Source organism: Variovorax sp. 01T432, assembly GCF_056398605.1.
On sequence record NZ_JBFTPS010000056.1, the window covers coordinates 23,250 to 40,954 of the forward strand.

General features: G+C 67.1%; 21 protein-coding genes. 12 read left to right on the forward strand and 9 right to left on the reverse strand.

Annotation, left to right across the window (positions count from 1 at the left end; genetic code table 11):
• Window positions 1-54 precede the first annotated feature (54 nt).
• From xerD to AC1DNF_RS29430, 5 genes are all read left to right on the forward strand, one after another.
• Entirely contained in the window at window positions 55-966 is a 912-nt protein-coding gene (gene xerD / locus AC1DNF_RS29410; protein WP_478152191.1) for a site-specific tyrosine recombinase XerD, read from the forward strand.
• Window positions 967-1,054: 88 nt separating this feature from the next.
• The gene (locus AC1DNF_RS29415) at window positions 1,055-2,035 is read left to right on the forward strand and encodes a Bug family tripartite tricarboxylate transporter substrate binding protein (protein WP_478152212.1); all 981 of its coding nucleotides are present in this window, start codon (window positions 1,055-1,057) and stop codon (window positions 2,033-2,035) included.
• Window positions 2,036-2,066: 31 nt separating this feature from the next.
• A complete protein-coding gene (locus AC1DNF_RS29420; protein ID WP_478152192.1) occupies window positions 2,067-2,654 on the forward strand; it encodes a TetR/AcrR family transcriptional regulator in 588 nt (195 codons plus the stop codon).
• A gap of 105 nt (window positions 2,655-2,759) precedes the next feature.
• Window positions 2,760-3,893, forward strand: coding sequence for a thiolase family protein (locus AC1DNF_RS29425; protein ID WP_478152193.1), 1,134 nt, complete (start codon window positions 2,760-2,762; stop codon window positions 3,891-3,893).
• Window positions 3,894-3,940: 47 nt separating this feature from the next.
• Window positions 3,941-4,420, forward strand: coding sequence for a MaoC family dehydratase (locus AC1DNF_RS29430; RefSeq protein ID WP_478152194.1), 480 nt, complete (start codon window positions 3,941-3,943; stop codon window positions 4,418-4,420).
• Here AC1DNF_RS29430 and AC1DNF_RS29435 read toward each other — a convergent pair.
• Window positions 4,417-5,226, reverse strand: coding sequence for a ferritin-like domain-containing protein (locus AC1DNF_RS29435; RefSeq protein WP_478152195.1), 810 nt, complete (start codon window positions 5,224-5,226; stop codon window positions 4,417-4,419). The genes AC1DNF_RS29430 and AC1DNF_RS29435 overlap by 4 nt on opposite strands.
• A 40-nt stretch (window positions 5,227-5,266) precedes the next feature.
• Here AC1DNF_RS29435 and AC1DNF_RS29440 point away from each other — a divergent pair, with 40 nt between their 5' ends.
• Both AC1DNF_RS29440 and hslO read left to right on the forward strand, forming a co-directional pair.
• Window positions 5,267-5,791 (forward strand): gamma carbonic anhydrase family protein, encoded by a 525-nt coding sequence (locus tag AC1DNF_RS29440; protein WP_478152196.1) that lies wholly within the window; start codon window positions 5,267-5,269, stop codon window positions 5,789-5,791.
• 23 nt (window positions 5,792-5,814) lie between these two features.
• Window positions 5,815-6,813, forward strand: coding sequence for an Hsp33 family molecular chaperone HslO (hslO, locus tag AC1DNF_RS29445; RefSeq protein ID WP_478152197.1), 999 nt, complete (start codon window positions 5,815-5,817; stop codon window positions 6,811-6,813).
• Window positions 6,814-6,822: 9 nt separating this feature from the next.
• Here the strand turns inward: hslO and AC1DNF_RS29450 are convergent, their stop codons facing one another.
• From AC1DNF_RS29450 to AC1DNF_RS29480, 7 genes are read right to left on the reverse strand one after another with little or no spacing between them, the layout of a single operon-like run.
• Window positions 6,823-7,800, reverse strand: coding sequence for a hypothetical protein (locus AC1DNF_RS29450; RefSeq protein ID WP_478152198.1), 978 nt, complete (start codon window positions 7,798-7,800; stop codon window positions 6,823-6,825).
• Between the two features lie 23 nt (window positions 7,801-7,823).
• Window positions 7,824-8,432: an ATPase gene (locus AC1DNF_RS29455; RefSeq protein ID WP_478152199.1), complete on the reverse strand. Its 609-nt coding sequence runs from the start codon at window positions 8,430-8,432 to the stop codon at window positions 7,824-7,826.
• A 23-nt stretch (window positions 8,433-8,455) separates the two neighbouring features.
• The gene (gene ftsB, locus AC1DNF_RS29460) at window positions 8,456-8,731 is read right to left on the reverse strand and encodes a cell division protein FtsB (protein ID WP_478152200.1); all 276 of its coding nucleotides are present in this window, start codon (window positions 8,729-8,731) and stop codon (window positions 8,456-8,458) included.
• Between the two features lie 18 nt (window positions 8,732-8,749).
• A complete protein-coding gene (gene eno / locus AC1DNF_RS29465) occupies window positions 8,750-10,033 on the reverse strand; it encodes a phosphopyruvate hydratase (RefSeq protein WP_478152201.1) in 1,284 nt (427 codons plus the stop codon).
• 25 nt (window positions 10,034-10,058) lie between these two features.
• A complete protein-coding gene (locus AC1DNF_RS29470; RefSeq protein WP_478152202.1) occupies window positions 10,059-10,349 on the reverse strand; it encodes a DUF1330 domain-containing protein in 291 nt (96 codons plus the stop codon).
• Entirely contained in the window at window positions 10,346-11,203 is an 858-nt protein-coding gene (gene kdsA / locus AC1DNF_RS29475) for a 3-deoxy-8-phosphooctulonate synthase (RefSeq protein WP_478152203.1), read from the reverse strand. The genes AC1DNF_RS29470 and kdsA overlap by 4 nt, the downstream gene beginning before the upstream one ends.
• The gene (locus AC1DNF_RS29480) at window positions 11,200-12,870 is read right to left on the reverse strand and encodes a CTP synthase (RefSeq protein ID WP_478152204.1); all 1,671 of its coding nucleotides are present in this window, start codon (window positions 12,868-12,870) and stop codon (window positions 11,200-11,202) included. Before AC1DNF_RS29480 ends, kdsA begins: the two co-directional genes overlap by 4 nt.
• Before the next feature lie 79 nt (window positions 12,871-12,949).
• Here AC1DNF_RS29480 and coaBC point away from each other — a divergent pair, with 79 nt between their 5' ends.
• Genes coaBC through dut form a run of 3 tightly spaced genes read left to right on the forward strand, consistent with a single transcriptional unit; the run spans window position 12,950 to window position 15,160 of the window.
• Window positions 12,950-14,176, forward strand: coding sequence for a bifunctional phosphopantothenoylcysteine decarboxylase/phosphopantothenate--cysteine ligase CoaBC (gene coaBC, locus AC1DNF_RS29485; protein ID WP_478152205.1), 1,227 nt, complete (start codon window positions 12,950-12,952; stop codon window positions 14,174-14,176).
• A complete protein-coding gene (locus tag AC1DNF_RS29490; protein ID WP_478152206.1) occupies window positions 14,173-14,634 on the forward strand; it encodes a hypothetical protein in 462 nt (153 codons plus the stop codon). The genes coaBC and AC1DNF_RS29490 overlap by 4 nt, the downstream gene beginning before the upstream one ends.
• A 31-nt stretch (window positions 14,635-14,665) precedes the next feature.
• Window positions 14,666-15,160, forward strand: a complete 495-nt coding sequence (dut, locus tag AC1DNF_RS29495; RefSeq protein WP_478152207.1) for a dUTP diphosphatase — start codon at window positions 14,666-14,668, stop codon at window positions 15,158-15,160.
• 81 nt (window positions 15,161-15,241) lie between these two features.
• On the opposite strand, the gene AC1DNF_RS29500 is transcribed toward dut, so the two are convergent.
• Complete coding sequence (locus AC1DNF_RS29500; RefSeq protein ID WP_478152208.1) at window positions 15,242-16,144, reverse strand: LysR family transcriptional regulator; 903 nt, start codon at window positions 16,142-16,144, stop codon at window positions 15,242-15,244.
• A gap of 170 nt (window positions 16,145-16,314) precedes the next feature.
• On the opposite strand from AC1DNF_RS29500, the gene AC1DNF_RS29505 reads away from it, so the two are divergent.
• Together AC1DNF_RS29505 and AC1DNF_RS29510 are read left to right on the forward strand one after the other, a co-directional pair.
• Window positions 16,315-16,809, forward strand: a complete 495-nt coding sequence (locus AC1DNF_RS29505; RefSeq protein ID WP_478152209.1) for a hypothetical protein — start codon at window positions 16,315-16,317, stop codon at window positions 16,807-16,809.
• A gap of 207 nt (window positions 16,810-17,016) precedes the next feature.
• Window positions 17,017-17,508, forward strand: a complete 492-nt coding sequence (locus tag AC1DNF_RS29510; RefSeq protein WP_478152210.1) for a glycine zipper 2TM domain-containing protein — start codon at window positions 17,017-17,019, stop codon at window positions 17,506-17,508.
• Window positions 17,509-17,705 lie beyond the last annotated feature (197 nt).

A 17,705-nucleotide genomic window follows, 5' to 3' on the forward strand; every position in this document is an offset into this window, starting at 1 on the left:
GCGTGGAGGCCGCCCCTTGCGGGCGGCTTTTCTTTTTTTGATATCTTGCGTCGCATGCCCCTGACCGACACGCCGAGCGAAACACCCGGCATCGACGACTTCATCGACGCCCTCTGGCTCGAGGATGGCCTGTCGAAGAACACGCTGGCAGCCTATCGGCGCGACCTGGCGCTGTTCGCGCACTGGATGAAGACCGAGCGCGGCGGCGCGCTCGACGCGGCGCGCGAGAACGATCTGCAGGCCTACATGGGCGTGCGCCTGTCCGACAAGGGCAAGGCGACTTCGGCGAATCGGCGCCTGTCGGTCTTCAAGCGCTACTTCCGCTGGGCGCTGCGGGAGCATCGCATCGCGGACGACCCGAGCCTGCGCCTCGCGCCTGCCAGGCAGATGCCGCGCGCCATCAAGACGCTGTCGGAAAAGCAGGTCGAGGATCTGCTGGCCGCGCCCGATGTCGACACGCCGCTCGGATTGCGCGATCGCGCCATGCTCGAACTCATGTACGCGAGCGGCCTGCGCGTGAGCGAACTGGTGACGCTGCGCGTGTTCGAGATGAGCCTCAACGACGGCGTGCTGCGCGTGCTCGGCAAGGGCAGCAAGGAGCGGCTGGTGCCCTTCGGCGGCGAGGCGCGCCGCTGGATCGAGCGCTACCTGCACGAGGCGCGACCGGTGATCCTGGATGGCCAGCAGACCCCCGACCTGTTCGTGACCGCGCGCGGCGCGGGCATGACGCGCGTGATGTTCTGGATCATCGTGAAGAAGCACGCGCTCGCGGCGGGCATTCATGTGCCGCTGTCGCCGCACACGCTGCGCCACGCCTTTGCCACGCATCTGCTCAACCACGGCGCCGACCTGCGCGCGGTGCAGCTGTTGCTCGGCCATGCCGACATCTCGACCACGACGATCTACACGCACGTCGCCCGCGAGCGGCTCAAGCAGCTCCATGCCCAGCATCATCCCCGCGGCTGAGGCGCGCGCGCGAATGCGCTTCACGGCCGGTGCCCGGCGAGGTCAAAATCCCACCGGTACCATCAGCCGCGATCCCGAGGACGAGTCGATGACATTGAATTTTCTTTTCCGCCTGCGCACGCTCGCGCTTTGCGCCGTGTCGTGCGCGGCCTTCGCCCTGGCACATGCGCAAGCTGTGCCCAAGACCATTCGGATCATCGTTGCCTACCCCGCCGGTGGCGTCAGCGACGTGATCGCGCGCGCCTTGGCCGAGAAGCTGGGTGCGCAGCTCGGCAGCACGATCGTGGTCGAGAACCGGGCGGGCGCGAGCGGGACGATCGGCATGGACGCCGTCGCCAAGGCGGCGCCCGACGGCGCGACACTGGGTTTTTCCGCCATCAGCCCGCTGGTGCTCAATCCGCATCTGGCCAAGTCGCCCTTCGATCCCCTGAAGGACATCGCGCCGGTGGCCAGCGTCATGTATTCGCCCGTGCTTTTGCTGGCCACGCCGGCGACCGGGACGCGCGATTTCCGAAGCTTGCTGGACGAGGCGAGGGCGCGGCCCGGCGCCGTGCGCTGGGCGACCTCGGGCCAGGCCTCGCTGGGCCACATCGTGCTCGAACAGCTGCGCGCAAGCGCGAAGGTCGACATCACGCACATCCCCTACAAGGGCGGCGGCCAGCAGTTGAACGACGCGCTGGGCGGGCAGTTCGAGATCCTGTCGACCAATGCGGGGCCCACCGTCGCGGCGCAGATCCAGGCCGGCCGGTTGCGGCCCCTCGCCGTCGGCGCGCCCGCGCGGCTCGACACCATGCCGAAGGTGCCCACGCTCGCCGAGCTCGGCCTGCCGGCGGCCAACCTGACTTCCCTGTTCGGCGTGTTCGCGCCGGCGGCGACGCCGCCGATCCTGATCGAGAAGTACAACGTGGAGATCAACAAGGCTCTGGCCAGTCCGGATCTGCGCGCCAAGCTGCGGGCGACGGACAACGTGCCGACCGGCGGCGGCGCGGAAGCCTTCGCCGACGAGATCGCCAGGGAATACGAGAGCAATGGCCGCATCGTGAAGTCAGCGGGCATCAAGCCGGATTGACGCCCTGGATTGCCTACCTTATAGTAGGTAGATGACAGCAGTTCCCTCGGCCCCCGAAACGGCCCTCGCAGCCAGCACGCGCGAGCAGATCCTGGGGGTGGCGCGCGAGTTGATCCAGACGCGCTCCTATCTCGGCTTCAGCTTCCAGGACGTGGCGAACAAGGTCGGCGTTCGCAAGGCCAGCCTGTACCACCACTTTCCGACCAAGGAAGCGCTGGGCGTCGAGGTGCTGCGCCAATCCATCCAGGGCTTCAAGGACTGGTCGGTCCGCAAGGCGCGAACGCCGCAAGAGTCGCTGGACGCCTATTTCCGCATGTACCGCAACGGCCTGCATGCGGGCGAGGGCGTCTGCCCCGCGGGCGCGCTGGCCCCGGGCTGGGATTGCATCAACGACGAATTGAAGCAGGCCGTGCGCGAGCTTCGCAGCACGCAGATCCTCTGGCTGACAGGCGTGCTCGGCGCGCTGGCGCCCGCGCGCCTGCCATCCGCCGCGCTCGGCACACTGGCCGCCTACATCTTCGCGGCCTGCCAGGGCGCCTTGCTGTCGGCGCGCATGACCGGTCGCGTGGAAGACTTCGACGAGGCCATCGAGGTGCTGAAGCAATCGATCACGAACTGAGGACGCGCCCCCGCCATGCACGCGCCCGCGTGCAATATTTTTGACCCCTGAAACTACCGATTGGTTGGTAGGAATTTTGAACACAAGAGACCGAAGGAGTCCCTCATGAAAGCAGTCATCGCCGGCTATGCCCGCTCCCCCTTCCACTTCGCCCGCAAGGGCGCGCTGGCCGAGTTGCGGCCCGACACGCTGGCGGCGCAGGTCGTCAACGGCCTGCTCGAGCGCACCGATCTCGATCCGGCGCTGATCGAGGACATCATCCTCGGCTGCGCCTATCCGGAAGCCGCCCAGGGCAACAACATCGCGCGCATCGTCGGGTTGCTCGCAGGGCTCCCGCATGAGGTAGGGGGCATGACGGTCAACCGCTTCTGCGGCTCGTCGATGCAGGCCGTTCACATCGCCGCCGCGCAGATCGAAGCCGGCATGGGCGAGGCGTTCTTGTGCGTGGGCGTGGAGTCGATGAGCATGGTGCCGCAGGGCGGCTTCAACTTTTCTCCCAACCCCGAGCTGAAGGCGAGCACCGATGCCTACATCTCGATGGGCGAGACGGCGGAGAACGTCGCCGAGCGCTGGAAGGTCAGCCGGGCCGACCAGGAGGCCCTGGCCGTGCAGTCGCACCGCAAGGCCGCGCAGGCGCGCGAGCAAGGCCGCCTCGCGGCCGAGATCGTTCCGGTGCGCTCGGCGTCTGGCGAGCTCGTCTCGGCCGACGGCTGTATCCGCCCGTCGACCTCGCTCGACGCGCTGGCCGGCCTGAGGCCCGCGTTCCGGCCCGATGGCGTGGTGACGGCCGGCACCTCGTCGCCGCTCACCGATGGGGCGGCCGCCGTGCTGGTGGCGAGCGATGCCTTCGCCGCGAAGCACGGCCTGCAGATGCTCGCGCGCATCCGCTCGTTCGCCACCGTGGGTGTCGACCCGGCCGTGATGGGCATCGGTCCGATTCCCGCCACGCGCAAGGCGCTGGCGCGGGCCGGGCTGGGCGTGAAGGACCTGGACGTGGTGGAAATCAACGAGGCCTTCTCTTCGCAGGCCCTGGCCTGCATCCGCGACCTGGGTCTGGACCCCGAGACTGTCAATCTCGATGGCGGCGGCCTGGCCATCGGCCATCCGCTCGGCGCCACGGGCGCGCGCATCACCGGCAAGGCCGCGGCATTGCTGGTGCGCGAGAACGGGCGCTATGCGCTGGCCACGCAATGTATCGGCGGCGGGCAGGGTATCGCCACGGTGCTCGAACGCGTTTGAGGCGCGCGCGCATGACAATCTCCGCTCTACCGATGGAGGACCCAACCATGTCTGAATCCCAGCCCGATGAAGGATTCCAACGCATGCTCTACCTGGAAGACATGTCGCCCGGCGACCGCTTCGTCAGCGGCGAGCATGCGCTGGACGAGGCGCAGATCATCGACTTCGCGCAGCGCTTCGACCCGCAGCCCTTCCACCTGGATTCTGACGCGGCGAAGAGCACCTTCTTCCAGGGGCTCGCCGCGAGCGGCTGGCACACGGCGGCGATCACGATGCGGCTGCTCGTGACCAGCGGCATCCCCCTGGCCGAGGGCATCATCGGTTCGGGCGGCGAGTTGCAGTGGCCCAAGCCGACCCGGCCGGGCGACGTGCTGCACGTCGAGAGCGAGGTTCTGGAGGTCATCCCCTCGCGCTCGCGGCCCGAGCGCGGCACGGTGCAGATGCGCTGCGAGACGATGAACCAGCATGGCGACGTCGTGCAGCGCTTCTCGCCCAAGCTGGTGGTGGCGCGGAGGAAACTCGCCTAGCGGGCTTCCTGCCCCAGCGCGTCCAGCTCTTCGTCCGTGAAGCCGGCCCGCGCGCGCGCTTCGAGATTGAAGGGTGCGCGCAGCCGCGGCGCCTCGTGGCGCCGGTATAGCACGCGGTAGTGCGCGATGGGGTCGAGCCCCTGCCGATCGCACAGCCAGCGGTACCAGCGGTTGCCGATGGCGACATGGCCCACCTCGTCGCGCAGGATGATGTCGAGGATCGCGCAGGCGGCCAGGGCATCGGGCGTGTTCACGCGCCGCAGCTTGGCCTGGATCAGGGGTGTCGCATCGAGGCCCCGGGCCTCCAACGTGCGGGGCACGAGCGCCATGCGCGCGAGCACGTCGTCCCGCGTCTTCTCGCACATGCTCCACAGGCCGTCGTGGCCGGTGAAGTCGCCATAACCGTAGCCCATGCCGCGCAGGTGCGCGTGCAGCAGCGTGAAGTGCTGCGCCTCCTCGTCGGCCACGCGAAGCCAGTCGCGGTAGTAGGCCTCGGGCATGCCGTCGAAGCGCCAGGCGGCATCGAGCGCCAGGTTGATGGCGTTGAATTCGATGTGGCAGATCGAGTGGATGAGTGCGGCCCGGCCTTCCGGTGTGAAGGGCGAGCGCTTCTCGACGGCCGTCGCCGACACGCGCAACGGGCGATCGGGCCGGCCGGGCACGCCGTCTTCGTCGCCGGCCCTGCGCACGGGTGCGGTCTCCAGCGCCATGCCTTCGAGCCGGGCGGCCAGGTCACGCGTGGCCGACAGCTTGCGGTCGGGATCGGTAAGGCGCAGGGCGGCCAGGGCGCCTAGACGGGGATGCATCCCTACAATTCTAGTTTTTCGACCTTTGGAGACTCCCGCGATGGCCCTCTATGAAATCGACGGTGTTGCGCCGCAACTGGGTGAAGGTGCTTGGGTGGCCGACAGCGCCGATGTGATGGGCCATGTCGTGCTGGGCGAGAACGCGAGCATCTGGTTCGGTGCCGTGCTGCGCGGCGACAACGAGCCGCTCACCATCGGGCGCAACAGCAATATCCAGGACCTTTCCGTGCTGCACTCCGACCGGGGCTGCCCGCTGACCATCGGCGACAACGTGACGGTCGGCCACCAGGTCATGCTGCACGGATGCACGGTCGGTGACAACTCGCTGATCGGCATCCAGGCGGTGGTCTTGAATAACGCCCGCATCGGCCGCAATTCGATCGTTGGCGCCGGCAGCGTCGTGACCGAAGGCAAGGAGTTTCCGGACAACTCGCTCATCATCGGCTCGCCCGCCAAGGTGGTTCGCACGCTCGACGATGCCGCCGCCGCCAAGCTGCGGCAGAGCGCCGAGCACTATGTGGAAAACGCCCATCGCTTCGCGAAGGGCCTGAAGAAGATCGCCTGAAGGGGCGGGAGAGCGAGTCTCAAGTGAGCGAGTTGCACAAGTTCCTGTTCGATGGCCTGCCGGTGCGCGGCATGATCGTGCGCCTGACGGATGCCTGGCAGGAGATCCTGGCGCGGCGGGCGTCGAACACCGGCACCGGGGCCTATCCGCCGCCGGTGGCCGAGCTGCTCGGCGAGATGACGGCGGCCGCCACGCTGATGCAGGCCAACATCAAGTTCAATGGCGCGCTCATCCTCCAGATCTTCGGCGATGGCCCGGTCAAGATCGCAGTCGCGGAGGTCAAGCCCGACCTGAGCCTCCGCGCCACCGCCAAGGTGGTGGGCGAACTCCCCGCCGATGCGCGCCTGCCCGCCATGGTCAACGTGAAGAACAAGGGGCGCTGCGCCATCACGCTGGACCCGAAGGACAAGCTGCCCGGCCAGCAGCCCTACCAGGGCGTGGTGCCGCTCTTCGGCGACCGGGGCGAGAAGCTCGACAAGCTGAGCGACGTGCTGCAGCACTACATGCTGCAAAGCGAGCAGCTCGACACCACCCTGGTGCTGGCCGCGGACGACCAGGTGGCCGCGGGCCTGCTGATCCAGCGCCTGCCCGTGAAGGGCGAGGCCAATCTCGAAGGCACGTCCGGCAGCGATTTCAATCAAGCCAATGAAGACGAGATCGGCCGCAACGAGGACTACAACCGCATCTCGATCCTGGCCTCGAGCCTGACGCGCGAGGAGCTGCTCACGCTCGATGTCGACACCATCCTGCGCCGGCTGTTCTGGGAAGAGAAGCTGCTGCGCTTCGAGCCGCAGGCGGGCTTGCTGGGACCGCATTTCGCTTGCACCTGCGGCCGCGGGCGCGTCGCCAACATGATTCGCGGTCTCGGGTTGGAGGAAGCCGAAGGCATCCTCGCCGAGCGCGGCGACATCGAAGTCGGCTGCGACTTCTGCGGCAAGCAATACCGCTTCGACGCGGTCGACGCCGCGCAGATCTTTACCTCGCCGGGCGACCAGATGCCGGGCACCGTGGTCGTCCAGTAGGCCGCGAGCTCAGTCGCGCCGCGAAGTCTCGAAACCGCTGAAGCGGATGTCCGGCGCGCTGGTGTTGTGGCGGGACACGACCGAACGGCCGAAGCGCACTTGGGCCGCCTCGAGTTTCGCGACCTCCGGCAGGGGCTTCGACTGCGCGGGCGATGAAGGCGAGGTGTGCCACGCCACCTCGCTCATGTCCGCGTTGTCGGCCGCGACATACATCGAGCGCAACACCGCGAAGGGCCGGCTCTCCTGCGTGGCGCGTGTCATCGTGACGTCGAGCGCGGTGCGCTTCTCGCTGATTTCGGCCACTTTCACTGCCGCGCGTCCGCCGTCGGCGAAGCGCAGCTGGATCGACAGCGGCTCTGGCTGGATCATGATCGACGAGATGTTGACCACCGGCCGACCGTCCGTCTCCACCGGGCCCATGAGGAAGGACGAGCCGTACACGCCGTCGCCGAAGCGGGGCAAGGGCAGCGGCTTGATGCGCCAATAGCCATCGGCCGGATACAGCACCAGCGCTTCGAGCGGCTTCTTCCTGCCCCTCTTCGCGAAGACCTGGATCAGGTGGAAATCGTTGCCCCAGCGTCCCGCCACCTGCACGGGCACCTTGTTCGGCCGCCAGAACGTGGGCAGCGTCATGCCGACGATCAGCCACTTCCTGCCGTCATGAAGCACCACGCGGCGCGGCGTGAAGGCATAGCTCGGGTCCGTGGGATGCGCGCCGCCATCGAAATTGCAGTTGGAGAAATCCGGCGCCGTCACGTCCCTCCTGATGGATGCGAGGTAGGGGGGCGGCAGCGCCTCGACGCGGAAGCGAGAGATGCCCTTGCCGCTGAGCGTGAGGGAGACGTTGTCCTCTTCCGCGCAGGCGGTAGGGCGGGTGTGGTTCTCGATCGTCGCGGTGGCGGGCGCGGCGGAGGCGAACGGGCCCACGATGCACAGCCAGACCATGCAGATGGCGGCACGAATTCCAGAAGGGGACGCGTGAGGCATGAATTCTCCGGTAAGGGCTTGCGCTACCCGCGCCGCGCCACGAGGTCGCTGAACAGGCGGTGCTCGCACGCCGGATCGGAGCACTTGTCGCAGGGCCAGGACCATGTGCGCGCCCCGCCGGGCGTGCGCTGCCTGTCGGCCGCTTCCGCCGCTTCGGCTCTCGAATTGATCGCGCACCAGGCATTGGCGAGCCGTTCCGGCCCGCGGCCGTGGATCACGGCGTAGGGGACCTGTCCGCGCGCGAGTGCCGCGCGCAGCAGGGCGTCCGTGCGCTCGCGCCCCGGTGATGGCTCTTGTCCTCGGTCAGCGGCGCCGGGCAGGTCGAGCGCCAACAGCAGGGTCAGCGCATAGCCGCGCTGCGCGGCCAGGGCATCGTCATAGAGTGATGCATCGCCGAAGAGCAGATCATGGCGGACCGCACCCATGAGCGCCGTGCCGTCGGCCACGACAACGCCGCTTTCGGCCGCCGATGCAATGCGGCGTGTCTGCTCGCCGTCGTCATCGGACACCAGGGTCGCGGCGATGCCGCGTTGCACGAGCCGCGCGGCGAGCGCGCGCGCCAGTTCGGTCTTGCCGGTGCCTTCGGCGCCGAGCAGCGCGATGATGCAGCCGGTCGGGAGCGCGGGCGTCATGTCGCCAGAAGGGGAAGAGCCATTCAGTGCGTGATCTGCACGAACACTTCGTTCGGCTTCACCATGCCGAGCTCCTGCCGCGCACGCTCCTCGACCATTTCCAGGCCTTCCTTGAGGTCGTTGACCTCGGAGGCCAGCCGCTCGTTGTTCAAGGCGGCCTTGGCATTGGCCTCCTTCTGCTCGGCCAGCTTTTCCTGGAGCTGCGCCACGTCGCGCACGCTCCCCCGCCCGGTCCAGAGCTGCCACTGGACGAGCAGCAGCAGGAGGACCAGGATGACCGGAACGATGCGTGAGCGCACGGCGCCTCGCCTTGCGGATCAGCGGAGGTTGTAGAAGGCAGCGCGGCCCGGGTAGCTGGCGACGTCGCCGAGGTCTTCCTCGATGCGCAGCAGCTGGTTGTACTTGGCGATGCGGTCCGAGCGCGAGAGCGAGCCGGTCTTGATCTGGCCCGCGTTGGTGCCCACGGCGATGTCGGCGATCGTGCTGTCCTCGGTCTCGCCCGAGCGATGGCTGATGACGGCGGTGTAGCCCGCGCGCTTGGCCATTTCGATGGCCGCGAAGGTTTCGGTCAGCGTGCCGATCTGGTTGATCTTGATCAGGATCGAGTTGGCGATGCCCTTGTCGATGCCTTCCTGCAGGATCTTCGTGTTGGTCACGAAGAGGTCGTCGCCCACCAGTTGCACGCGCTTGCCCAGACGTTCGGTCAGGTGCTTCCAGCCGTCCCAGTCGCCTTCGTGCATGCCGTCTTCGATGCTGATGATGGGGTACTTGTCGACCCAGGTCGCGAGCATGTCGGTCCAGCTCTCGGCCGTGAGGCTGAGGTTCTCGCCGGCGAGCACGTACTTGCCGTCCTTGTAGAACTCGCTGGCCGCGCAGTCCAGGCCCAGCGCGATCTGCTCGCCCGCCGTGTAGCCGGCCTTGTCGATCGCTTCCAGGATCAGCTGGATGGCCGCTTCGTGGCTCTCGACGCTCGGCGCGAAGCCGCCTTCGTCGCCCACCGCCGTGCTGATGCCGCGGTCGCCCAGGATCTTCTTGAGCGCATGGAACACTTCGGCGCCATAGCGCACGGCCTCGCGGAAGCTCTTCGCGCCCACGGGGATGATCATGAATTCCTGCAGGTCCAGGCTGTTGTTGGCGTGGGCGCCACCGTTGATGACGTTCATCATCGGCACCGGCAGCTGCATGCCGCCCATGCCGCCGAAGTAGCGGTACAGCGGCAGGCCGGACTCTTCGGCCGCCGCGCGGGCCACGGCCATCGACACGGCCAGCGTGGCGTTGGCGCCCAGGCGCGCCTTGTTGTCGGTGCCGTCGAGGTCGTTCAGCGTGCGGTCGAGGAAGGCCTGCTCGCTCGCGTCCAGGCCCAGCACGGACTCGGAGATTTCGGTGTTGATGTTCTCCACCGCCTTGAGTACGCCTTTGCCCAGGTAGCGGCTCTTGTCGCCGTCGCGCAGCTCGATCGCTTCGCGCGATCCGGTCGACGCACCCGAGGGCACGGCCGCGCGGCCCATGGTGCCGGACTCCAGGAGCACGTCGCATTCGACAGTGGGGTTGCCGCGGCTGTCGAGGATTTCACGCCCGACGATGTCAACGATTGCACTCATCTTTTCTCTTTCTGAAAAAAACGGATCAAAGACCTTCGACGACGATCATGCGCATGATCGCCGCGCCCTGGCGAGACGCGCGCGCCTTGCCGTATTCGGGTGAATCACTGAATTTCTTCGCGGCCTCGACGCTCGGGAACTTGAGCAGCACGATGCGCTGCGGGTTCCACTCGCCTTCGAGCACCTCGACCTTGCCGCCACGCACGCAGATCTGCGCGCCGTGCAGCGCGATGGCTTCGGTGGACCACTTCTTGTAGTCCTCGTACTGCGTCGGGTTCGTGACGGTGACGTCGGCGATGATGTAGGCGCTGCTCATGCTTGAAAGGACTCCTCGAGATAAGCGGTTTTCTTGGTGGCGGCATCGAGCGCCAGCAGCGTCTCGAGCAGCGCCTTCATGTGCTTGAGCGGCACGGCGTTGGGGCCGTCGCTCAATGCCTTGGCGGGGTCGGGGTGCGTTTCCATGAAGAGGCCCGCCACACCCACGGCGACGGCCGCGCGCGAGAGCACCGGCACCATTTCGCGCTGGCCGCCGGAACTCGTGCCCTGGCCGCCCGGCAGCTGCACCGAGTGCGTGGCGTCGAACACGACCGGTGCGCCGGTCTCGCGCATGATCGCCAGCGAACGCATGTCCGACACCAGGTTGTTGTAGCCGAAGCTCGCGCCGCGCTCGCAGGCCATGAAGCTGTCTTCGGGCAGGCCCTTTTCGATGGCCGCCGCCCGGGCCTTGTCGATCACGTTCTTCATGTCCTGCGGCGCGAGGAACTGGCCCTTCTTGATGTTGACGGGCTTGCCCGACTGCGCGGCGGCGCGGATGAAATCGGTCTGACGGCACAGGAAGGCGGGCGTCTGCAGCACATCGACGACCCGCGCGGCGGCGCCGATGTCTTCCTCGGTATGCACGTCGGTCAGCACCGGCAGGCCCAGTTCACGCTTGATCTTGGCCAGGATCTCCAGGCCCTTGTCGCGCCCCGGGCCGCGAAAGCTCGTGCCGGAGGTGCGGTTGGCCTTGTCGAAGCTGCTCTTGAAGATGAAGGGGATGCCGAGCGCGGCGGTGACTTCCTTCAGTGTGCCGGCCGTATCCATCTGCAGCTGCTCGGATTCGACGACGCAGGGACCCGCGATCAGGAAGAGGGGCTTGTCCGCCCCGATGTCGAATCCGCAAAGCTTCACGCAACCACCTTCAATGCCTTCTTGTCCGCGACCTGATGTTCGAGTGCCGCCCTGATGAATGCATTGAACAACGGATGACCACCCCAGGGCGTGGACTTGAATTCGGGGTGGAACTGCACGCCCATGAACCAGGGATGCACGTTCTGCGGCAATTCGACGATTTCCGTGAGGTGCTCGCGCTGGGTCAGCGCCGATATCACCAGGCCCGCGCGGCGCAACTCGTCGAGGTAATGGACGTTGGCTTCATAGCGGTGGCGGTGGCGCTCGGTCACGACGTCGCCATAGATGCTGTGGGCGAGGGTGCCCGGCGTCACGTCGGAGCTTTGCGCTCCCAGGCGCATGGTGCCGCCGAGGTCGGACTTCTCGTCGCGGGTCTTCACCGTGCCGTCGTTGTCCTTCCACTCGGTGATCAGCGCGATCACGGGGCAGGGTGTTTCCGGATCGAACTCCGTGCTGTTGGCGTTCTTCAGGCCGGCGACATTGCGGGCGTACTCGATGGTCGCAACCTGCATGCCCAGGCAGATGCCGAGATAGGGAACCTTGGTTTCGCGGGCGAAGCGCGCCGCCGCGATCTTGCCCTCGACGCCGCGCTGGCCGAAGCCGCCGGGCACCAGGATCGCATCGTACTTGGCGAGCCGGGCCACATCCGCCGGCGTGATGGTCTCGGAGTCGACGTAGTCGATCTTCACCCGCGCGTGGTTCTTCATGCCGGCGTGGCGCAGGGCCTCGTTCAGCGACTTGTAGCTGTCGGACAGGTCCACGTACTTGCCGACCATCGCGATGGTCACTTCCTTCTGCGGGTGCTCGACCTCGTAGACCAGGTCATCCCAGCGCTGGAGCTTGGCCGGCGGCGTGTTGATGCGCAGCTTGTCGCAGATCAGGCCGTCGAGACCCTGCTCGTGCAGCATGCGCGGGACCTTGTAGATGGTGTCGACGTCCCACATCGAGATCACGCCCCATTCGGGCACGTTCGAGAAGAGGGAGATCTTGGCGCGCTCGTCGTCCGGAATGGGCCGGTCGGCGCGACAGAGCAGGGCATCCGCCTGGATGCCGATGGCGCGCAGCTCCTTGGCGGTGTGCTGTGTCGGCTTGGTCTTGAGCTCGCCGGCCGCGGCGATCCAGGGCACATAGCTCAGGTGCACGAAGGCCGAGTTGTTGGGGCCCATGCGCAGGCTCATCTGGCGCACGGCTTCGAGGAAGGGCAGAGATTCGATGTCGCCGACGGTGCCGCCGATCTCGACGATGGCGACGTCGACCTCATGCGCCGTGCCGATGCCGGCGCCACGCTTGATGTATTCCTGGATCTCGTTGGTGATATGAGGAATCACCTGGACCGTCTTGCCGAGGTAGTCGCCGCGGCGCTCCTTCTCGAGCACGGACTTGTAGATCTGGCCGGTGGTGAAGTTGTTGGCGCGGCGCATGCGCGTCGTGATGAAGCGCTCGTAGTGGCCGAGATCGAGGTCGGTCTCTGCGCCATCGTCGGTAACGAAGACTTCGCCGTGCTGGAAGGGAGACATCGTGCCGGGGTCGACGTTGATGTAGGGGTCCAGCTTGATGAGGGTGACTTTGATGCCGCGCGATTCGAGGAGCGCGGCGAGCGAGGCGGAGGCGATTCCCTTGCCGAGGGAAGACACCACACCGCCGGTGACGAAGACGAATTTGGTCATGCCATGTTCCGGACTCAGATCCGGGCAGTGGGAAATAGGGATTATAGGTGTGGCCTCTTGCCCCTTTACACTGCCGGCCATGCAAGATCTCGCGGCTAAACACATCGTTCTGGGCCTCACAGGGGGCATCGCCTGCTACAAATCGGCCGAGCTTTGCCGGTTGCTGGTGAAAGCGGGCGCCACCGTGCAAGTGGTGATGACCGAGGCCGCCACGCAATTCATCACGCCCACCACGATGCAGGCGCTGTCGGACCGGCCCGTCTACACCTCGCAATGGGATGCGCGCGAGCACAACAACATGCCGCACATCAACCTCAGCCGCGAGGCCGATGCGATCGTCCTCGCCCCCGCCAGTGCCGACTTCATCGCCCGGCTGGTGCAGGGGCGCTCCGACGAGCTGCTGAGCCTGCTGTGCCTGGCCCGCCCGATGGACCGTGTGCCCCTGCTGATCGCGCCGGCCATGAACCGGGAGATGTGGAGCCACCCCGCCACCCAGCGCAACCTGCGCCAGGTCGATGCCGACGGCGCCCGCGTGCTGGGCGTGGGCAACGGCTGGCAGGCCTGCGGCGAGACCGGCGACGGCCGCATGCTCGAGGCCGCGCAGTTGCTCGAGGAGATCGTGGCGCACTTCCAGCCCAAGGTGCTCGTGGGCCAGCATGTGGTCATCACGGCCGGCCCGACCTTCGAAGCGCTGGACCCGATTCGCGGCATCACCAATCATTCGTCCGGGAAGATGGGCTTCGCCATCGCGCGCGCGGCGCGCGAGGCGGGCGCGGAGGTCACGCTGGTGGCCGGGCCGGTGCACCTGCCCACGCCGCGCGGCGTGAACCGCGTCGACGTGCGCTCGGCCGAGGAAATGCTTCAGGCCACCGTGCGATCGGTGCAGGCTGCGACGGTCTTCATCGCCACGGCCGCGGTGGCCGATTGGCGACCGGCCTCTCCCAGCGAACAGAAGATCAAGAAAGACGGCAGCGGCCAGCCGCCGGTGCTGCACTTCGTCGAGAACCAGGACATCCTGCTGACGGTCGCCCAGGGCGATCGCGCCAAGGGCGGCCAGCTGTTCTGCGTGGGCTTTGCCGCCGAGAGCGAGAACCTGGTCGAGCATGCGAAGGCGAAGCGGGAGCGCAAGGGCATTCCTCTCCTGGTCGGCAACATCGGGCCCTTGACCTTCGGTCAGGACGAAAACAGTCTGCTCCTGGTCGACGCGAAGGGCGTGCGCGAATTGCCGCGCGCGCCCAAGCTCACGCTGGCGCGCGAGCTGATGGCTGAAATCGCGGTGCGCCTGCCCGCGAGGAGGAAACGATGAACCAGCAATGGAACACGCCACCCGACGGCGACTTCGCCAGCTACGTGGAGCGCCTTTCGGCGCAGGCCGCGCTGCCCGGGCGCGGTCAGCAGGAGGGTGAGCACGGCCTGGACGTCGGCATGACGCCATCTTCGGAGCCGCATGACGCGGTCACGGACGCCGCGGCCGCGACGCGTCGGCGCATGCAGTCCAATGGCGAGCCGCGCCCCGGCATGCCGGGCGCGCTCGGCAACGGCGTGGCACACAACCTGGCCAAGCTGCTCGCCATCGTGTGGGTGGCCGCGCTCGTGTTGCTGCTGAGCTTCGGCGCGCCTGCAGGCATGGTGATCGCGCTTCTTGCGTTCGGTGTCTGGCTGGGCTACCGCCTGCGGCGCTGGGCGCTGCCGCCCGGCATGGCGAACTGGCGCCAGTGGGTCGACGAAGAGGCCAGGAAGCAACGCCAGAAACGCGGCCCATGAGCGCTTGAGAAGAACCGATTCGACACATCCAATGACTTCAGATACCCAAAGCTCCCTCGCTGCTGCCCTCCCCATCGAACTCGTCGTCCTCGACCCGAGGCTCAAGGAGTGGGGCCTGCCCCAGTACCAGTCGCCGATGGCCGCCGCCGTCGACCTGCATGCGTGCATCGACACCGTTGTGCTGATTGAAGCCGGCAGTCCCGCGGTCCTCATCCCTGCCGGTTTCGCGATGCACATTGCCGACCCCTCCATCGCCGCCGTCATCGCGCCGCGCTCGGGCTCGGGTCACAAGCGCGGGCTCGTCCTCGGCAATTCCGTGGGCATCATCGATGCGGATTACACGGGCCCGGTGATGGTGAGCGTCTGGAACCGCAATCCGGCCGGCAGCGAGCCCCTTCGCATCGAGCCCGGCGAGCGCATCGCGCAGATGATGTTCGTGCCGATCCTTCGGCCTGGCTTCACGGTCGTCAAGGCTTTCTCTGGATCGAGCGATCGGGGTGCGGGCGGCTTCGGTTCCACCGGCTGAGCCTTGGTCGGCTAATGCCGCTCGGACGGGGACCGGAGGGTTATCGATGTCCAGACTGCCGGTGATGCATGCACGGGCGTCTCAGGCCGGCGCCTGCGGCTCGATCGCGGTCTCGCGGATCAGCCGCCATACCCGCTGCGCCAGCGGCGAGGGCGCGCGGTTGCGGCGATGCACCAGCATGATCGCGCGCTCCACCCTGGGAACGAGGGGGCGCACCACGAGCGGCTCGGCGCCCGCGGGAGGGACGGCCAGCGCCGGCATTACGCTGATGCCGATGCCGGCCTCGACCATCCGGAAAGCCGTCGTCGGATGGCCGACCTGCTGCAGCACCTCGCAGTGGGCGCCGTGCACTTCGAGCGCCTGGTCGATCAGGCGCCTGCTGCCGGAGGCATGGTCGAGAAGGACGAGGGGCGCGCCGTCGAGCGCCGCCCAGCGCACCGTCTTGCGCGTGGCCAGCGGGTGGGTCGGCTGCATCACCACGCAAAAAGGATCGTGCAGGATGGTTTCGCACAGCAGGTCTTCCGCCGAAGGCGGTTCCACCACGACGCCGAAATCCACTTCGCCCGCCCTGACGCTGTCGAGCACGTCCTGCTGGATGCGGTCGAGCAGCATGAACTCGATCGCGGGCTCACGCTGCGCGCACAAGGCGATGCAGGCCGGCATGAGGTTGGCCGACAGTGTGGGACTGCTCGCGACACGCACCTTGCCGCGCCTTGCGCCGGCCATGTCGTGAACCTCGCCGAGTGCCTGGTCGAGCTCGTCGAGCAAGCGGTCGAGCCGGATGGCCAGCGACTGGCCGGCCTCCGTCAGCGCGACCTCCCGCGTGGTCCGGTCGAGCAGCTTCAGGCCCAGGTGCGCCTCGAGTTCGAGGATCGAGCGGCTGACTGCTGGCTGACTCAGGCCGACCTGTTCTCCCGCCCGGCTGAAGTTGCGCCCCTCGGCAACGGCCCGGAAGACGCGAAGCTGGCGCAATGTCACGTTCATGCGCAAGAATCATATATCGACCCCATCAATCCATTTCTCTTTTCGGACGACGGCGATCTCCGATTCGGCCATACACGGCTGGTGCCGGCGCCGTCGCTGCAGCAACCATGACGTCCAGGATTCTTCATGTTGGCGGTCCGCAGTGGACGCCCTACCGTCTTGGAGAACCGATGTATGTCTATGAGGACGACACACACATCGGCACGGTCGAGCAGGTCGTCGTGAGGCGGGGTGGCAGCGAGATCCATCTCGAGCAGTTCACCTCCACCGATATCGTCGTCAAGGAGAATCGGCGCGTGCGCAAGCTCATGCTGGTCGAGGTGGTGGCCTTCGTCGCCGAGCAGTACCCCGACGTTCTTGCGATCAGCATCTGGCTGAACCGGGTCATCCACGGCCAGGGCGATGCCATGAAGCTGGCGGCCACGCGGGCTTCCCTGCTGCATGGCATGGGCGCCGAGCAGATCAAGATCATTCCCCACTACGAAGCGGCGAACGCAGGCCACTTCGTGATCGACGCCTTGTGGAAGCGGAACACGCGCAACCTCCAGGCCCTCGCAGCCTCGCTCCAGCGCGAGCGCGAGCTTTACGCGGCGACACGCAGGCGCAGCCCGCTGGCCAGATGGGGCGAACGCATTCAACGACTGCTGATGGGGGGCGTCCGGTGACTGCGGTGAACGGCGCCCATGCAGGCGGACGCCTGCGGCGCCGCGCGATGCATGCCCACGCGTAAAGTCCGGAACTGCCGACCCGGGCCTCGCATCGAAACTTCCAGCATGTGTCACAGGTCATCCCATGGGCGCTTGGCGCGTTGAACATGCAGGCGCTTTACCCTGAACCTCGCGCCGCACCGTGTCCTAGAGGAATACTCCATCATGAAAATCTCGTTCCGCCTTGTTTCAGTCACCGCTTCGGTGCTCGCGCTTTCCGCACTGACGGCGTGCGTGGCGCCGGTGCCGGTCTATCAAACGTCCCGCTATCCGTATCAGCCCGTCCAGCCGGCGGCGCAGGGGCCTTACGTTGAATACGGGGTTGTGGCCAACATCGAAGTAATGCGCAGCCAGACCGCCGGCGCGCCCACCTCCGGCGGCGGCGCGATTGCAGGGGGTGTCGTCGGTGGCGTGGTCGGCAACCAGTTCGGCGGGGGCACCGGTCGCGCAGCGGCCACGGCGCTGGGCGTGCTCGGCGGCGCGCTGCTGGGCAACAGCATCGAAGCCAACAACAACGGACCGCGCGTCTACGAAACCTACCGGGTTTCGGTGCAGACCGACAACGGCGGCTATCGTGCCTTCGACGTGCCGTCGCCCGGCGATCTGCGCATCGGCGACCGGGTGCGCATCGACAACGGCCAGATCTCCCGCTACTGAAGCAGTTCGAGATCGCCGCAGGGCGTGATCAAGCCGGGGGCCATCCCCGGCTTTTTTCATGGTGCGCCCAGCATGGGCGCACTCCCGGAGGTGCAAGTCCTCCCGTAAGTTGATCACAGCGAACGAAGCGAAGCGCAACTGCATCAGGGCGACCGAGTGTGGGGAGGAAGCGCGGAGCGAAGCTGCGAGCCGATGGA

Excerpts from the sequence above, each read along its gene's own strand:
- xerD (WP_478152191.1), top strand. The coding sequence starts at position 55 with ATGCCCCTGACCGACACGCCGAGCGAAACACCCGGCATCGACGACTTC.
- AC1DNF_RS29415 (WP_478152212.1), top strand. The coding sequence starts at position 1,055 with ATGACATTGAATTTTCTTTTCCGCCTGCGCACGCTCGCGCTTTGCGCC.
- AC1DNF_RS29420 (WP_478152192.1), top strand. The coding sequence starts at position 2,067 with ATGACAGCAGTTCCCTCGGCCCCCGAAACGGCCCTCGCAGCCAGCACG.
- AC1DNF_RS29425 (WP_478152193.1), top strand. The coding sequence starts at position 2,760 with ATGAAAGCAGTCATCGCCGGCTATGCCCGCTCCCCCTTCCACTTCGCC.
- AC1DNF_RS29430 (WP_478152194.1), top strand. The coding sequence starts at position 3,941 with ATGTCTGAATCCCAGCCCGATGAAGGATTCCAACGCATGCTCTACCTG.
- AC1DNF_RS29435 (WP_478152195.1), bottom strand. The coding sequence starts at position 5,226 with ATGCATCCCCGTCTAGGCGCCCTGGCCGCCCTGCGCCTTACCGATCCC.
- AC1DNF_RS29440 (WP_478152196.1), top strand. The coding sequence starts at position 5,267 with ATGGCCCTCTATGAAATCGACGGTGTTGCGCCGCAACTGGGTGAAGGT.
- AC1DNF_RS29450 (WP_478152198.1), bottom strand. The coding sequence starts at position 7,800 with ATGCCTCACGCGTCCCCTTCTGGAATTCGTGCCGCCATCTGCATGGTC.
- AC1DNF_RS29455 (WP_478152199.1), bottom strand. The coding sequence starts at position 8,432 with ATGACGCCCGCGCTCCCGACCGGCTGCATCATCGCGCTGCTCGGCGCC.
- eno (WP_478152201.1), bottom strand. The coding sequence starts at position 10,033 with ATGAGTGCAATCGTTGACATCGTCGGGCGTGAAATCCTCGACAGCCGC.
- AC1DNF_RS29470 (WP_478152202.1), bottom strand. The coding sequence starts at position 10,349 with ATGAGCAGCGCCTACATCATCGCCGACGTCACCGTCACGAACCCGACG.
- AC1DNF_RS29480 (WP_478152204.1), bottom strand. The coding sequence starts at position 12,870 with ATGACCAAATTCGTCTTCGTCACCGGCGGTGTGGTGTCTTCCCTCGGC.
- coaBC (WP_478152205.1), top strand. The coding sequence starts at position 12,950 with ATGCAAGATCTCGCGGCTAAACACATCGTTCTGGGCCTCACAGGGGGC.
- AC1DNF_RS29490 (WP_478152206.1), top strand. The coding sequence starts at position 14,173 with ATGAACCAGCAATGGAACACGCCACCCGACGGCGACTTCGCCAGCTAC.
- dut (WP_478152207.1), top strand. The coding sequence starts at position 14,666 with ATGACTTCAGATACCCAAAGCTCCCTCGCTGCTGCCCTCCCCATCGAA.
- AC1DNF_RS29500 (WP_478152208.1), bottom strand. The coding sequence starts at position 16,144 with ATGAACGTGACATTGCGCCAGCTTCGCGTCTTCCGGGCCGTTGCCGAG.
- AC1DNF_RS29505 (WP_478152209.1), top strand. The coding sequence starts at position 16,315 with ATGTATGTCTATGAGGACGACACACACATCGGCACGGTCGAGCAGGTC.
- AC1DNF_RS29510 (WP_478152210.1), top strand. The coding sequence starts at position 17,017 with ATGAAAATCTCGTTCCGCCTTGTTTCAGTCACCGCTTCGGTGCTCGCG.